This is a genomic window from Jeotgalibacillus campisalis (assembly GCF_000829515.1).
Taxonomy (GTDB): domain Bacteria; phylum Bacillota; class Bacilli; order Bacillales; family Jeotgalibacillaceae; genus Jeotgalibacillus; species Jeotgalibacillus campisalis.
Genome location: NZ_JXRR01000001.1, coordinates 1 through 15,149, shown reverse-complemented (window position 1 = coordinate 15,149; position 15,149 = coordinate 1). Strand labels below are relative to the sequence as shown.

Annotated in this window: 13 protein-coding genes; 12 read left to right on the top strand and 1 reads right to left on the bottom strand. The window is 44.1% G+C overall.

All coding sequences use genetic code 11. The annotated features are described in order from the left end of the window. The first annotated feature begins 8 nt into the window (after positions 1-8). From icmF to KR50_RS00050, 4 genes are all read left to right on the top strand, one after another. Positions 9-3,272 (top strand): fused isobutyryl-CoA mutase/GTPase IcmF, encoded by a 3,264-nt coding sequence (gene icmF, locus KR50_RS00060; protein WP_041054381.1) that lies wholly within the window; start codon positions 9-11, stop codon positions 3,270-3,272. A gap of 104 nt (positions 3,273-3,376) precedes the next feature. Next, entirely contained in the window at positions 3,377-3,550 is a 174-nt protein-coding gene (locus KR50_RS18615; protein ID WP_198134214.1) for a hypothetical protein, read from the top strand. A gap of 137 nt (positions 3,551-3,687) precedes the next feature. After that, complete coding sequence (gene rpoE, locus KR50_RS00055; RefSeq protein ID WP_041053351.1) at positions 3,688-4,233, top strand: DNA-directed RNA polymerase subunit delta; 546 nt, start codon at positions 3,688-3,690, stop codon at positions 4,231-4,233. A gap of 382 nt (positions 4,234-4,615) precedes the next feature. Next, complete coding sequence (locus KR50_RS00050; protein WP_041053348.1) at positions 4,616-6,214, top strand: CTP synthase; 1,599 nt, start codon at positions 4,616-4,618, stop codon at positions 6,212-6,214. Between the two features lie 70 nt (positions 6,215-6,284). On the opposite strand, the gene KR50_RS00045 is transcribed toward KR50_RS00050, so the two are convergent. Next, positions 6,285-6,806: a DUF2529 domain-containing protein gene (locus KR50_RS00045; protein ID WP_041053345.1), complete on the bottom strand. Its 522-nt coding sequence runs from the start codon at positions 6,804-6,806 to the stop codon at positions 6,285-6,287. Between the two features lie 169 nt (positions 6,807-6,975). On the opposite strand from KR50_RS00045, the gene KR50_RS00040 reads away from it, so the two are divergent. The 8 genes from KR50_RS00040 to KR50_RS00005 all read left to right on the top strand — a co-directional run bounded on the left by KR50_RS00040 (position 6,976) and on the right by KR50_RS00005 (position 14,637). Then, the gene (locus KR50_RS00040) at positions 6,976-7,344 is read left to right on the top strand and encodes a response regulator (RefSeq protein ID WP_156969441.1); all 369 of its coding nucleotides are present in this window, start codon (positions 6,976-6,978) and stop codon (positions 7,342-7,344) included. 165 nt (positions 7,345-7,509) lie between these two features. Beyond that, a complete protein-coding gene (locus tag KR50_RS00035; RefSeq protein WP_041053339.1) occupies positions 7,510-8,367 on the top strand; it encodes a class II fructose-bisphosphate aldolase in 858 nt (285 codons plus the stop codon). 246 nt (positions 8,368-8,613) lie between these two features. Beyond that, positions 8,614-9,255, top strand: coding sequence for a fructose-6-phosphate aldolase (fsa, locus tag KR50_RS00030; RefSeq protein ID WP_041053336.1), 642 nt, complete (start codon positions 8,614-8,616; stop codon positions 9,253-9,255). A 159-nt stretch (positions 9,256-9,414) separates the two neighbouring features. Continuing rightward, positions 9,415-10,701 (top strand): UDP-N-acetylglucosamine 1-carboxyvinyltransferase, encoded by a 1,287-nt coding sequence (locus KR50_RS00025; RefSeq protein WP_041053335.1) that lies wholly within the window; start codon positions 9,415-9,417, stop codon positions 10,699-10,701. Between the two features lie 75 nt (positions 10,702-10,776). Next, positions 10,777-11,742 carry a class II fructose-bisphosphatase gene (glpX, locus tag KR50_RS00020; protein ID WP_041053334.1) on the top strand — a complete coding sequence of 322 codons (966 nt, stop codon included), beginning with the start codon at positions 10,777-10,779 and terminating at the stop codon, positions 11,740-11,742. Between the two features lie 343 nt (positions 11,743-12,085). Further along, positions 12,086-13,375, top strand: coding sequence for a transcription termination factor Rho (gene rho / locus KR50_RS00015; protein WP_041053332.1), 1,290 nt, complete (start codon positions 12,086-12,088; stop codon positions 13,373-13,375). A 129-nt stretch (positions 13,376-13,504) separates the two neighbouring features. Further along, positions 13,505-13,711, top strand: coding sequence for a 50S ribosomal protein L31 (gene rpmE, locus KR50_RS00010; RefSeq protein WP_041053330.1), 207 nt, complete (start codon positions 13,505-13,507; stop codon positions 13,709-13,711). A 317-nt stretch (positions 13,712-14,028) separates the two neighbouring features. Continuing rightward, positions 14,029-14,637: a thymidine kinase gene (locus tag KR50_RS00005; protein WP_041053328.1), complete on the top strand. Its 609-nt coding sequence runs from the start codon at positions 14,029-14,031 to the stop codon at positions 14,635-14,637. Positions 14,638-15,149: the final 512 nt, after the last annotated feature.

Genomic DNA, 15,149 nt, shown 5'->3' with positions numbered 1-15,149 from the left:
GCATGGCAATGAAAGAACCTGTTATTTACAAACCGGTGAATCCAGTTCGTTTTGTGACAGCATCAAGTTTATTTGACGGGCATGACGCGTCGATTAATATTATGCGCAGAATACTACAGTCAAGCGGTGCAGAAGTGATTCATCTGGGCCATAATCGATCAGTGGAAGAAGTAGTAAATGCAGCGATTCAGGAAGATGTGCAGGGAATCGCGATTTCTTCCTATCAAGGAGGACATGTTGAGTATTTCAAATATATGTTTGACCTGCTGAAAGAACGCGGCGCACCCCATATCCGTTTGTATGGGGGTGGGGGTGGTGTAATCATCCCGCGCGAAATAAAAGAACTTCATGACTATGGGATTGCTCGCATCTTTTCACCTGAGGACGGCCGTCAGCACGGATTGCAGGGCATGATTAATCAAATGCTTGAGGAATGTGATTTTTCCACTGTCAGCGCGGACATGACAGACCAGCTGAAACAATTGAAAACAGGAAAACCGCCTGTGGTATCCCAATTTATTTCACTCGCTGAATACCGCATGCAGGACACTGAACAAAAAGAACAATGGCAAACCATAATGAATGAGGTAAAAACGATTGAACAACCAGCTCCTGTAATTGGAATCACAGGAACAGGCGGAGCAGGAAAAAGCTCACTGACAGACGAACTGATCCGTCGTTTTATTAACGAGATACCGGACAAAAAAGTAGCGATCCTGTCCATCGATCCGACCAAGCAAAAAACAGGCGGGGCGCTTCTTGGAGACCGGATCCGTATGAATGCTATTTTTTCAGACCGCGTTTTCATGAGAAGCCTTGCAACACGTGGATCAAAAAGTGAGCTTTCACTTGCGATTCGTGACGCTATTTCCGTTGTGAAAGCAGCTCAGTTTGATTTAATTATTGTGGAAACAAGCGGGATTGGCCAGGGTGATGCAGAAATAGCAGAAATAGCCGATGTCTCAATGTATGTAATGACAAGTGAATTTGGAGCGCCATCGCAGCTTGAGAAAATAGATATGATCGATTACGCAGACCTGATCGTCATCAATAAATACGAACGCAAGGGTTCTGAGGATGCGAGGCGTCAGGTTCAAAAGCAATATCAGCGTAGCCATATGCTGTTTGATCGTGACTTGGATGACATGCCTGTGTATGGAACGATCGCCTCCCAATTTAATGATGCGGGTACCAACGCTCTCTTTGCTGCGCTCATTCACACGATCAGCGAAAAGACGTCAAGCAGCTGGACTACGGCTTTTTCCACCGATGCAGAGGTTGAAAAGCAAAATGTCATTATTCCAAATAATCGTCGCTATTATTTGCGCGAAATAGCTGAAACGGTCCGTCGCTATCATCAAAACGCTGAAAATCAAGCAAACCTTGCCCGCCGTTTTTTTCAACTTGAAGGTGCCATTAACGCATTAAAGGAACAGAGTGGAACACAACAAACGACAGAGCCGCTTGAAACTTTGAGTAGAACAACGTGGGAGCAGCTTTCAAAGGAATCTAAAAAAGTCCTTGAAGGCTGGCAAAATCAAAAAGAATTATATGCCAAGGAAAAATTCACTACAACGGTGCGGGAAAAAGAACTCGTGACGATACTGAAGACAAAAAGCTTATCAGGTTTGTCCATTCCTAAAGTTGCCCTTCCTAAATACGAAGATTACGGAGAAATTTTAAAATGGGTGTATAAAGAAAATGTCCCGGGTTCATTCCCGTATACAGCCGGCGTCTTTCCATTTAAACGAAAGGGAGAGGACCCGAAGCGTCAATTTGCCGGTGAAGGAACTCCAGAGCGGACGAATCGCCGTTTTCATTATTTGTCAAAAGACGATGATGCGAAAAGACTGAGTACAGCATTTGACTCTGTAACGCTTTACGGAGAGGATCCAGATCACCGCCCTGATATTTATGGGAAAGTCGGGGAATCAGGCGTTAGTATTTGTACGCTTGACGACATGAAAAAATTATACGCAGGCTTTGATCTTTGTGCACCGAGCACGTCCGTGTCGATGACGATAAATGGACCGGCACCAATCATTCTGGCCATGTTTATGAATGCTGCGATTGATCAGCAGGTTAAGAAAAAAGAAGAGGAACTAGAGCGTACGTTAACGATGGAGGAATTTACAACGGTACGCGAAGCAACCCTTCAGGTGGTCCGGGGAACCGTGCAGGCAGATATTCTAAAGGAAGATCAAGGGCAGAACACCTGCATTTTTTCAACCGAGTTCGCGCTGCGTATGATGGGGGATATTCAGCAGTATTTTATTGATCATAAAGTGCGCAACTACTACTCTGTATCCATTTCCGGCTATCACATCGCAGAAGCCGGTGCGAACCCTGTTTCACAGCTGGCTTTTACTCTTGCTAACGGATTTACGTATGTGGAATATTATTTAAGCCGCGGAATGGACATTAATGCATTTGCGCCGAATCTTTCCTTCTTTTTCTCCAATGGACTTGATCCTGAATATACGGTGATTGGAAGAGTCGCCCGCCGAATCTGGTCGACCGTCATGAGAGACAAATATGGAGCAAACGAGCGCAGCCAGAAACTGAAATATCATATTCAGACCTCGGGCCGCTCTCTGCATGCACAGGAAATTGATTTTAATGATATCCGCACGACACTTCAGGCGCTCATGGCCCTGCAGGACAACTGTAATTCACTTCATACCAATGCATATGATGAAGCCATTACAACCCCGACAGAGGAATCTGTGCGGCGGGCAATGGCGATTCAAATGATTATTACGAAAGAGCACGGCTTAAGCAAAAATGAAAATCCGCTGCAAGGCTCCTTTATCGTGGAAGAGCTCACTGATTTAGTCGAAGAAATGGTGCTGCAGGAATTTGAGCGCATCAACGACCGCGGGGGCGTCCTTGGTGCCATGGAAACACAGTATCAGCGGGGTAAAATCCAAGAAGAATCCATGTTTTATGAAATGAAAAAACATACAGGGGAATTGCCGATTGTCGGTGTAAATACGTATTTAAATCCGAACCCGCCTTCTGAAGAAGACATGGACAGCATGGAGCTTGCACGTGCAACCAAGGATGAAAAAGAAAGCCAGATCACACATCTCAGAGCGTTTCAGGATGCTCACGGTGAAAATACGAATCAGGCATTGGAACGGCTGAAGGAAACTGCGGTGGCAGGAGGCAATCTTTTCGCTGAACTAATGGAAACAGTAAAAGTGGCAAGTCTTGGACAAATTACACATGCACTCTATGAAGTAGGCGGACAATACCGTCGAAATATGTAAAAACTTCGTAAATTACCTGACGAAAGGTGAAATCCTGCGTCAGGTGTTTTTATTTCGGTTATAATGAAGGGAACTAAAACCTGGCCGAAAAGGATGTGACCCCGATGGCGAAAACACTCATCTACTATGGAACGTTAATCCTCATGATCGTCATCACCTTTACACTCTACAGCCGGATGCTGGGAGCGATCCCTCTTCTGATTTTATCTCTCGCGCTCTATTATATGGCTTATTTAGAAATGAAAAAAGATAAGTATCGAAATTCGTCGAGCGACTAATTGAGAAATTAAAAGGGTAGGTATGGCATTTTAGCTGGTACTTTGGTTATAATGGGTAATATGCTTTCAAAGAGGAATAAAGACTTTACTGATAAGGGAAGTATACGTGTCTATTTGATAAAAAGGAGTTGCAGGGAATGGAACTTAAGAATCTTTCAAAAGAAGAAGTCCGCGAGTATTCTTTTATAGAAGTTTCACATTACCTTTTGGTCGATCGTCATGCGACGATGTCGTTCAAGGAAATGTTAACGGAGTGGAAGAAGCTTCTCGGCTTAACTGATAAAAATGTAAAATCACACATGGTTCAATTTTACACAGACCTCAACATGGACGGCCGGTTTATTTCAATCGGTGAAGACCAGTGGGGGCTTCGTACATGGTACCCGCTTGATCAGGTAGAAGATGAGCATGTAACAAGTGAAATCCAGACGAAGAAAAAATTAAAATCCAAGTCTAAAAAGAAAAAACTTGCAGACGAAGATCTTGATTTCGATGACCTGGACGATGAAGAAGAAGATCTTGTATATGACGAGCTCGATGATGACGTCGAGGATGTGGATGACCTTGATGAAGATGAAGATGAAGATTTCGATGAAGAATTGATCGAAGACGACGACTTTGATCTTGATGAGGACGAAGACGAAGACGATGATGAAGAAGAAGAAGACGACGAAATAAAGTAATATTTTATCCAGCAGAAGCGCAGAATGGCTCTTCTGCTTTTTTCAATTGGGGTTATAGAAAAGGCCGGCATTCTAGCACTGATTCTCTAAAAAATGGGAAAAATGCTATATTCGCCTGTTTTCGACAAGGGCTTATTTTATCCTTGACTATTTTTCGATTGGTGGTAGTATTTTATTTGGGCTCCTTGAAAAAGGAACAATCGCAGATATTCGCGCTCCCTTGCGTTTTTAAACGTAGGAGGGGCGCTTTTTGTTTTTATAAAGGACTCGATTGCAAGTGGATCGGGTCATTATTCGTTAATATGGATTGAACTCCCACCTTTATTTTGAGGCGTTAAAGCCTATTTTAAATTATACAGGCATCATCGAAAGGAGAAAAAGCATGACAAAGTATATTTTCGTGACAGGCGGCGTAGTTTCGTCACTTGGAAAAGGGATTACAGCTGCATCACTTGGACGACTATTAAAAAACAGAGGGTTAAATGTAACGATTCAAAAATTCGACCCATACATTAACGTGGACCCGGGAACGATGAGTCCATACCAGCACGGTGAAGTATTTGTAACAGATGATGGTGCAGAAACGGATTTGGACTTAGGCCATTATGAGCGTTTTATTGATATCAATTTGAACAAATACAGCAACGTTACAACTGGGAAAATCTATTCCACCGTGCTGAAAAAAGAGCGCCGCGGCGATTACCTTGGAGGAACAGTGCAGGTTATTCCTCATATTACCAATGAACTGAAGGAACGCGTTTACCGTGCGGGCCGTGAAACAAATGCAGATATCGTGATCACTGAAATTGGCGGAACCGTTGGAGACATCGAGTCGCTTCCATTCCTTGAAGCGATCAGGCAGATCAAAAGTGACGTCGGCCGTGAGAATGTCATGTATATTCACTGTACGCTTGTTCCTTATATTAAGGCAGCAGGAGAAATGAAAACCAAGCCGACTCAGCACAGTGTAAAAGAGCTGCGCAGCCTTGGAATTCAGCCAAATATCATTGTTGTGCGGACGGAAATGCCGATATCTCAAGATATGAAAGATAAAATCGCTCTATTCTGTGACATTGATGAAGCATCCGTTATTGAAGCAGCTGACGCCGATACCTTATACGCGGTGCCGCTTGCACTGCAGGCTCAAAGAATGGACAGCATTGTATGCGAGCATCTGAAGCTTGATGTGCGCGAGCCTGAAATGACAGAGTGGAACGAGCTTGTAAATCGAGTCCGTAATCTTTCAGGTAAAACAAGAATTGCCCTTGTAGGAAAATACGTTGAACTTCAGGATGCGTATATTTCAGTTGTTGAATCCCTGAAGCATGCAGGCTATCAGTTTGATGTGGATGTAGAAATTAAATGGCTGAATTCTGAATTGCTGAATGCTGAAAACATTGCACAAGAGTTAAGTGATGTGGATGGTATTTTGGTACCTGGCGGATTTGGTGACCGGGGAATTGAAGGGAAAATGGAAGCCATCCGCTTTGCACGTGAAACAAAAATGCCATTTTTCGGGATCTGTCTCGGCATGCAGCTGGCCTCTGTCGAATTTGCGCGAAATGTATTAGGACTTGAAAGCGCCCATTCAGCAGAAATCAATCCAGTCACTCCATTCCCGATCATTGATTTGCTTCCTGAGCAAAAAGACATCGAGGATCTTGGCGGAACACTTCGTCTCGGTCTTTATCCATGTAAACTGAATGGCGGAACAAAAGCGCGTGAAGCATACAGCTCAGAAGTTGTGTACGAACGCCACCGCCATCGTTTCGAATTCAATAATCAGTACCGTGAACAAATGGAAAAAGAAGGATTTTTATTCTCAGGAACAAGCCCGGATGGCCGCTTAGTGGAAATTGTTGAACTTGCAAATCATCCTTGGTTTGTAGCCTGCCAGTTCCACCCTGAATTTACTTCCCGTCCAACGCGTCCGCAGCCGTTGTTCAGGGACTTTGTTAAAGCAACCCTACAAAGTGAATAAGAAACAAAACGGACAAGCAGCTTACATCGCCGCTTGTCCGTTTTTTATTATAGCGTTGCAGCTTTTTGCGTTATTCGTTTTCAGCAATCATCTCATCAAGAGAAAATTTAAGACCATGATATAAATACAAAGCAGCAACTAAAGAAGGGAAGCCAAATCGATTTCCGCTTTCATCAGGAAGCATGCCCTTCACAAGCTGAGTATTCAAGTGGACATCAGCTAAAGTGGTCAAATCTTCCTCCGCTTCTTTTACCGTCCCTGAGATGACCGTGAATGGAATCTGTTTATCCAAAAGCTTTCTGGCAAGTGCAATGGCATCCTCATCTGTTGAACGTCTGGTGACAATCAGCACTCGGTCGGCGCCGTCTAAATCATCAACATTTTGGAGTTCGAGTGCGCATGCCATCGGTTCTTCTCCGTTCAGCGCTTCCTCTGTAACACCCTTCATTTCCTCAAAACCCTTAATATAAATCGTTCCTTCACCCACAGCAGCCTGAGCAAGAAGACGTGCAGCGTCCTCCATCATCCATTCTTCTTTTCCTTGCAGCCGGGAGAATAGACCCGAGAGTTGAGTGGTAAACATTTTTAACATAAAAGTAATCCCCTCCACCGTTTTTGTCGAAATATGTAATAAGGTTTCTGTCCTAATTCCGCCACCAAAGAAGGAACTGTACATTATTTGTAGAATGTACCATAATACGGGGTGAAAATGAAAATATACCGATACATAGTAAAGGGACAAACTGTTTGAAGGGGTGGGAATCGTGGAGGAAAAAATATTAATCGTTGATGATCAGTTCGGCATTCGCATTTTATTAAACGAAGTGCTGAATAAAGAGGGATATAAAACGTTTCAGGCAGCAAACGGCTACGAAGCACTTTCTTTATTGAATGAGGACCCAGATCTTGTGCTCCTCGATATGAAGATTCCAGGCATGGATGGAATAGAAATCCTGAAAAGAATGAAAAAACAGCGTGAGGACATTAAAGTGGTCATCATGACGGCTTACGGGGAATTGGATATGATCCAGGAAGCGAAGGATTTGGGAGCGCTTACGCATATTGCGAAGCCATTTGACATAGAGGACATTCGACAGCTTGTTAAGAAATACCTTCAGCATACAGGATGATAAGTAGGAATATCCCGAATTGTGTTTCTTTTACCAGATGAGGCTCATGCGTAGTCAAATGATGTTTCTTTTGGTATGATACTATGGAAAATAGTTGCTTGGTGCATGAACTATTTCGTGCAGCAGCGTGTGCTAAAACACATATTTCAAGGAGGAGTTTCGATTATGCCATTAGTATCAATGACTGACATGTTGAATACAGCGAAAGAAAAAGGATACGCTGTAGGACAATTTAACCTGAATAATCTTGAGTACACTCAAGCGATTCTTCAAGCAGCACAAGAAGAACAATCACCGGTAATTCTAGGGGTTTCTGAAGGTGCAGCACGTTATATGAGCGGTTTTAAAACAGTTGTAAAAATGGTTGAAGGTCTTTTAGAAGACTTAAACATCACTGTTCCTGTGGCCATTCATTTGGACCACGGTTCAAGCTTCGAAAAATGTAAAGAAGCGATCGATGCAGGCTTTACTTCTGTAATGATTGATGCGTCTCACGGCCCATTTGAAGAAAACATCGAAATCACTTCTAAAGTGGTTGAGTACGCTCACTCTAAAGGCGTTTCCGTTGAAGCTGAGCTTGGAGTAGTCGGCGGACAGGAAGACGATGTCATTGCAGACGGCGTAATTTATGCTGATCCATTGGAATGTAAAGAGCTTGTAGAACGTACTGGAATCGACACATTGGCTCCGGCACTTGGTTCTGTTCACGGCCCTTACAAAGGCGAACCAAATCTTGGATTCGTTGAAATGGAACAAATCGGACGCGAAGCACAAGTTCCGATCGTTCTTCACGGAGGTACAGGAATTCCAACTAAGGATATCCAAAAAGCGATCTCTTACGGTACAGCAAAAATCAACGTAAACACTGAAAACCAGCTAGCTTCTACAAAAGCAGTGCGTGAAGTGCTTGCAAATGATTCTGAAGTATATGATCCTCGTAAATATCTTGGACCTGCTCGTGAAGCAATCAAAACGACCGTTGCAGGAAAAATGCGTGAATTTGGTTCTGCAAATCAAGCATAAAGATTTGTGCATAACAAATCAGTTCAGCTGACGATCTCTTCCCTTAAAAGGAGATCGATGATACCAGCGATTCTGAGAAATAAAGCTGGCACTGGGAATGGAACCAGGTACTAAGGATAAAGGACAAGCATGGACGCACCATGCCTTTTCAATTAGAACTGGTTTTTTCACAGGGTCAGCTTTTCCTATACATGTTGTATTTTGAAAATTTGAACTACGCAGAACAACAAGGGGAGATGGAGTAAAATGAAATTTTTTATCGATACAGCAAATATGAACGAAATTACAGAAGCACACAGCTGGGGAATTGTGTCGGGGGTCACAACGAATCCATCGCTGGTAGCAAAAGAAAATATTTCATTTCACGACCGCCTGAAGGAAATCACCGAGCTTGTGGAAGGCTCAGTCAGTGCAGAAGTGATCTCGCTTGAAGCAGAAGGCATGATCGAAGAAGGAACAAGGCTTGCTCAAATTGCCCCAAATATTACGGTTAAAGTCCCCATGACACCTGACGGCTTAAAAGCGACTGCAGCCTTTGCAAAAAAAGGCATCAAAACCAATGTCACGCTCATTTTCAATGCTAACCAGGCATTAATGGCAGCTCGTGCAGGTGCTTCATATGTTTCTCCTTTCCTTGGAAGACTGGACGATATCGGTCATGACGGCATGCAGCTGATCAATACCATAGCTGATATTTTTGCGATTCATGGTATTGATACGGAAATCATCGCCGCATCGATTCGTCATCCTCAACATGTAACCCAGGCAGCGCTGAACGGCGCTCATATTGCTACGTGTCCTATAAAAGTATTAAAACAATTATTTAATCATCCATTAACAGATTCAGGAATAGAAGCGTTTTTGAATGATTGGAACAAACAGAAATAAATTTTTTACCTGTTTGCTTATTTCTTTCACATGATTAGAAAGAAGAGTGCACACACTAACGTAAAAGTCATCTTTGACTCGCGTGTGTGATTAAGAACGCTTTGAAAGTCACAATCGCATGTTCAAAGCTCTTAATGGAACAGGGGAAGGAGCTTTACGATGGAAAAACTAAAGATTGAAGGGGGCCACCCTTTAACTGGCAGAATCAAAGTAAGCGGTGCTAAAAATAGTGCAGTAGCGCTAATTCCTGCAACAATATTGGCTGATTCACCAACAGTTATAGAAGGGCTTCCAGACATTTCTGATGTTCAGACGCTAAAGGAGCTGCTCGAGGAAATTGGAGGAGAAGTGACCGTTGACAATGGAGAAATGCATGTAAACCCTGAAGGAATGGTCGCGATGCCGCTGCCAAGCGGCCGCGTAAAAAAACTCCGGGCGTCCTACTACATGATGGGAGCGATGCTTGGACGCTTTAAAAAAGCGGCCATTGGACTTCCCGGAGGCTGCCACCTTGGGCCGCGTCCGATTGATCAGCATATTAAAGGGTTTGAAGCGCTTGGCGCAACAGTCACGAATGAGCAGGGTGCCATCTACCTTAGAGCAGATGAATTAAAAGGCGCACGTATTTACTTGGATGTCGTAAGTGTAGGTGCCACGATCAATATTATGCTTGCAGCTGTAAGGGCTACCGGGCAGACGGTTATCGAGAATGCAGCAAAAGAACCTGAAATCATTGATGTAGCAACCCTGTTAAATAATATGGGTGCAAAAATCAAAGGAGCAGGTACAAATGTCATTCGGATTGACGGCGTTGAATCGCTGTCGGGAACAAGACACACCATTATTCCAGACCGGATTGAAGCAGGTACATATATGATACTGGGAGCTGCAGCCGGAGGCGGGCTGACTGTTGAAAATGTGATCCCTCTTCATATGGAATCCCTGACGGCCAAGCTTCGTGAAATGGGTGTGCCGATCGAAGAAAGTGATGAAGACATCTATATTGGGAAGGCAGACAAGCTGCGCTCAGTAGATATTAAAACACTTGTTTATCCAGGATTTCCGACGGATCTTCAGCAGCCTATGACTTCTCTTCTTACACGAGCGGAAGGAACGGCATTAGTAACCGATACGATCTATTCTGCGCGCTTTAAACATATTGACGAATTAAGAAGAATGAATGCGAACATTAAAACAGAAGGAAGCTCTGCCATTGTATATGGACCATCAAAACTGCAAGGAACCCGTGTCAAAGCATCAGACCTTCGGGCAGGTGCGGCTCTTGTCATCGCAGGACTGATGGCTGAAGGCATTACGGAAGTAACGGGGCTAGAGCATATCGACAGAGGCTACAGTGATCTGATTGAAAAGCTGACCGGACTTGGCGCAGTGATCTGGCGGGAAGCTATGACAGAAGAAGAGCTTGAGCAAGTTAACAATCAATAGCTTAAAAAGTATGACACATTAAAGGTCTAATGTGTTATACTAATCCCCGAGAACTAGTTCAAGGGGGATGGGAAGATGGAACGCAGTTTATCAATGGAGCTTGTTCGTGTGACTGAAGCGGCGGCCCTTGCATCTGCAAGATGGATGGGGCGCGGATTAAAAATTGAAGCAGATGATGCAGCGACCACTGCCATGAGAGATGTATTCGATACGATTCCAATGAAAGGAACGGTTGTAATCGGTGAAGGGGAAATGGACGAAGCGCCGATGCTTTACATTGGCGAAAAGCTCGGCACCGGATACGGTCCGAGAGTCGACGTCGCAGTGGACCCGCTCGAAGGCACAAATATAGTTGCATCAGGCGGCTGGAATGCCATTGCTGTTTTAGCTGTAGCTGATCATGGCCACCTGCTGAATGCACCGGATATGTACATGGATAAGATTGCTGTCGGCCCTGAAGCAGTTGGACAAATTGATATTAATGCGTCTGTATTGGACAATCTTAAGGCAGTCGCAAAAGCAAAAAACAAAAATATTGAAGATGTGGTGGCAACGATTTTAAATCGGGAACGCCATGCTGGAATTATAGAAGAACTCCGAAGTGCCGGAGCAAGAATTAAATTGATCGGTGATGGAGATGTGGCAGGCGCCATTAACACAGCATTTGATGCGACAGGTGTAGATATTCTTTTTGGCTCAGGAGGCGCACCTGAAGGCGTCATAGCAGCTGTCGGGCTCAAATGCCTCGGTGGAGAAATCCAGGGCAGGCTGCTTCCGCAGAGTGAAGAAGAAGCCGAGCGGTGCCGTGCCATGAATATTGATGTCAACAAAGTACTGCTTATGGAGGACCTGGTTCGCGGGGACGATGCCATTTTTGCTGCAACAGGCGTGACAGATGGAGAGCTTCTTAAAGGCGTTCAGTTTAAAGCGACATACGGCGAAACCCATTCTCTTGTTATGCGTGCCAGATCAGGAACAGTACGCTTTATTGAAGGGAATCACAGCTTAAATAAGAAACCGAATCTTGTAATGAAATCATAAATAGAGAAGGGAACCTTGTTTAAGGGACCGCTTAACCGTCAAAATGGCAAACAATGTGGTATCCTATTTATAATCGTAAGAAACAGTGCATCTTTTTAAGCAGCCCAGAGCTTCGGACTTGTAGCCTTCTTTACAATCGAGGCTCTTTTCTTTTTATAATATTGATTGCTTGTCTGCCTAATAACAGGTAGAATAGATATGGCTTAAATAATCTTCATGTTTTATTCAACGTTTTAATCATTCAACCTCTTTTCTTCTAGCAACACGCCCTTACCCTTATTTACTACCAAACCTGCAGAACGTATGGCTAGAGAACTGAAAATTTAAAAAGTGTGGTGTCCTTATGGAAGAATTAAAAATGTCGTCACTTGATAATATGAAGCTAAAAGAGTTATATGAATTAGCGAAAGAGTATCGAGTGTCCTACTATAGTAAACTGACAAAAAAAGAATTAATCTTTTCAATATTAAAATCCCGTGCAGAGCAGGAAGGCTTCTTTTTCATGGAAGGCGTGCTCGAAATCATTCAATCAGAAGGCTTTGGTTTCCTTCGCCCGATTAATTATTCTCCGAGCTCAGAGGATATTTATATCTCAGCTTCACAGATTCGCCGATTTGATCTAAGAAATGGCGACAAAGTCTCTGGGAAAGTACGTCCGCCAAAAGAAAATGAACGCTATTTCGGTTTGCTTCATGTAGAAGCTGTAAATGGAGATGATCCGGAAACAGCAAAGGAACGTGTTCATTTCCCAGCTCTAACACCTCTTTATCCTGACCGTAAAATCATGCTTGAAACGCAGCCTAAAGCCTTTTCTACACGAATTATGGATTTAGTGTCTCCTGTTGGGTTTGGTCAGCGAGGACTTATTGTTGCACCGCCAAAAGCCGGAAAAACGATGCTTTTAAAAGAAATAGCCAACTCGATTACAACCAACCATCCCGAGGCGGAATTAATCGTTCTTCTGATTGATGAACGTCCGGAGGAAGTAACAGACATCGAGCGTTCTGTTGATGCGGATGTGGTGAGCTCCACTTTTGATGAAGTTCCTGAAAATCACATTAAAGTAGCAGAGCTTGTACTTGAACGTGCGATGCGTTTAGTGGAACACAAGCGTGACGTAATCATCCTGATGGACAGCATTACCCGTCTTGCACGTGCGTACAATCTTGTTATCCCGCCAAGCGGCCGTACACTGTCAGGCGGTATTGACCCTGCAGCTTTCCATCGTCCGAAGCGGTTCTTTGGTGCTGCCCGGAATATTGAAGAAGGCGGCAGCTTGACGATCCTTGCCACAGCTCTTGTGGACACGGGCTCCCGTATGGATGAAGTCATTTACGAGGAGTTCAAAGGAACAGGCAACATGGAGCTTCACCTCGACCGCAACCTGGCTGAACGCCGTATATTCCCGGCAATCGATATTCGACGAAGCGGAACGCGGAAAGAGGAACTACTTGTACCTTCTGGCCATTTGGACAAGCTGTGGACGATTCGCCGCGCAATGTCTGATTCACATGATTTTGGAGAACGTTTCCTGCGTAAATTACGCCAATCAAAAACAAACGAGGAATTCTTTGAAAACCTTACAGAGGAAATGAAAACGCACCAGTCCAACGGTTCATCAAGAAATAAATAACATGTATTGATTAACCTAATCACCCCTGATATAATGTAAGCATTGTGCTTGTACAGCGCATGACTACATGGTAGTATAGTAAGTACTTACTCTGTTCCAGATGGTTCAGGGCGGAAGGAGATGAAAGAGATGAGAGCAGGAATTCATCCAAATTACAAACTCGCAAAGGTATCATGTACTTGCGGTAACGAATTTGAAACTGGTTCTGTGAAAGAAGACATTCGTGTTGAGGTATGTGCAGAGTGTCACCCATTCTACACAGGCCGTCAGAAGTTCGCAGCAGCCGATGGCCGTGTTGATCGCTTCAACAAAAAATACGGTCTTAAGCAACAGTAATATCAGAACAGGCAAGAAACTTCTTGCCTGTTTTTTTACGGTCAATTTGGGGAGAATAATGAATAATTTCGTCGAATTGGGTCTAAAATCCCTCTTGCGGCTCCGAACTCAAACCCGTAAAATGATTAGCAGACAATTGAACGGACAACAAGCGAATGACTCCTGCACGGCAAAAAGCATGGAGCTCATTCTTTTCTTTTATACATAGATCTTTTAACTGAAGATGTGTGGGAAGCAATGATTTAAACCATTAAAGGGGTCTGGTCCCTTTAGTATGATAAAGCAAGAGCAAAGGCAAGAAAGGAGCTGAGTTTCTGGTGTATGTAATGAAACAGACGGGTTGGGTTGAGGTTATTTGCGGCAGTATGTTTTCAGGAAAGTCGGAGGAATTAATTCGCCGGGTACGGAGAGCGCAGTTTGCGAGACAGCATATTATGGTTTTTAAACCGAAGCTGGATGACCGGTATAGTGAAGAAGCGATTGTATCGCATAATGGAGCCTCAGTTATTGCAGTACCGGTTGAAGATTCCTCTGACATACTGGGCCAGGTCACAACGAAGGCGGATTTAATAGCCATCGATGAAGTGCAGTTTTTCGACCACGGCATTATTGATGTGATCACACAGCTGGCTGATCAGGGCTACCGCGTCGTAGCAGCTGGTCTCGACCAGGATTTTAAAGGGGAGCCATTTGGTCCGGTACCGCATATTATGGCGCTGGCAGAGCAGGTTACGAAACTGCAGGCAGTATGTGCCGTTTGCGGATCCCCTGCAAGCAGAACGCAGCGGCTGATCGAAGGACGTCCTGCAGGCTACGATGATCCAGTTATCTTAGTAGGAGCATCTGAAGCCTATGAACCCCGCTGCCGTCACCATCACGAAGTTCCAACAGGCGTAACCGTTTCTCAAACCTCAACCTCTAAATAAAAAATTACTAAAGAATGTTCTCATGACTTATCATGGAACATTCTTTTTTTAGCTTATTTTCCTGCGAGGCAACGATTAAAAAGAATAGGTTCATTGCAGTGGAAGGCGGGGACTCCAGCGGGATAAAGCGGGAAGGGTGAGACCATGCAGATGCGCAAGCAGCAAAGGGGCTCACCTCCCGCCCCGCGGAAAGCCTCCGCCTGAAACGGAAATGAGCCGGTCTTATTAGAATGCAAAAGCAGAAGTAAATACGTACATAGGTTGAAAATCATGATTTCACAAGCTATTTCAATTCATTCCATACAGTAATTCACAAGACTGAAAAGACGTTCTCCTTGTGACAAGCCCTCTTGTTTATAACTACGTAAAAAAGAATAGGTTCATTGCAGTGGAAGGCGGGACTCCAGCGGGATAAAGCGGGAAGGGTGAGACCAAGCAGATGCTCAAGCATCAAAGGGGCTCACCTCCCGCCCCGCGGAAAGCCTCCGCCTGAAACGGAAATGAATCGATCT

Bases quoted from the DNA above. Each gene is read 5' to 3' on its own strand.
- KR50_RS00045 (WP_041053345.1), bottom strand. From the start codon at position 6,806: ATGTTAAAAATGTTTACCACTCAACTCTCGGGTCTATTCTCCCGGCTG.
- KR50_RS18615 (WP_198134214.1), top strand. From the start codon at position 3,377: ATGGCGAAAACACTCATCTACTATGGAACGTTAATCCTCATGATCGTC.
- fsa (WP_041053336.1), top strand. From the start codon at position 8,614: ATGAAATTTTTTATCGATACAGCAAATATGAACGAAATTACAGAAGCA.
- rpoE (WP_041053351.1), top strand. From the start codon at position 3,688: ATGGAACTTAAGAATCTTTCAAAAGAAGAAGTCCGCGAGTATTCTTTT.
- KR50_RS00050 (WP_041053348.1), top strand. From the start codon at position 4,616: ATGACAAAGTATATTTTCGTGACAGGCGGCGTAGTTTCGTCACTTGGA.
- icmF (WP_041054381.1), top strand. From the start codon at position 9: ATGAAAGAACCTGTTATTTACAAACCGGTGAATCCAGTTCGTTTTGTG.
- KR50_RS00035 (WP_041053339.1), top strand. From the start codon at position 7,510: ATGCCATTAGTATCAATGACTGACATGTTGAATACAGCGAAAGAAAAA.
- glpX (WP_041053334.1), top strand. From the start codon at position 10,777: ATGGAACGCAGTTTATCAATGGAGCTTGTTCGTGTGACTGAAGCGGCG.
- rho (WP_041053332.1), top strand. From the start codon at position 12,086: ATGGAAGAATTAAAAATGTCGTCACTTGATAATATGAAGCTAAAAGAG.
- rpmE (WP_041053330.1), top strand. From the start codon at position 13,505: ATGAGAGCAGGAATTCATCCAAATTACAAACTCGCAAAGGTATCATGT.
- KR50_RS00025 (WP_041053335.1), top strand. From the start codon at position 9,415: ATGGAAAAACTAAAGATTGAAGGGGGCCACCCTTTAACTGGCAGAATC.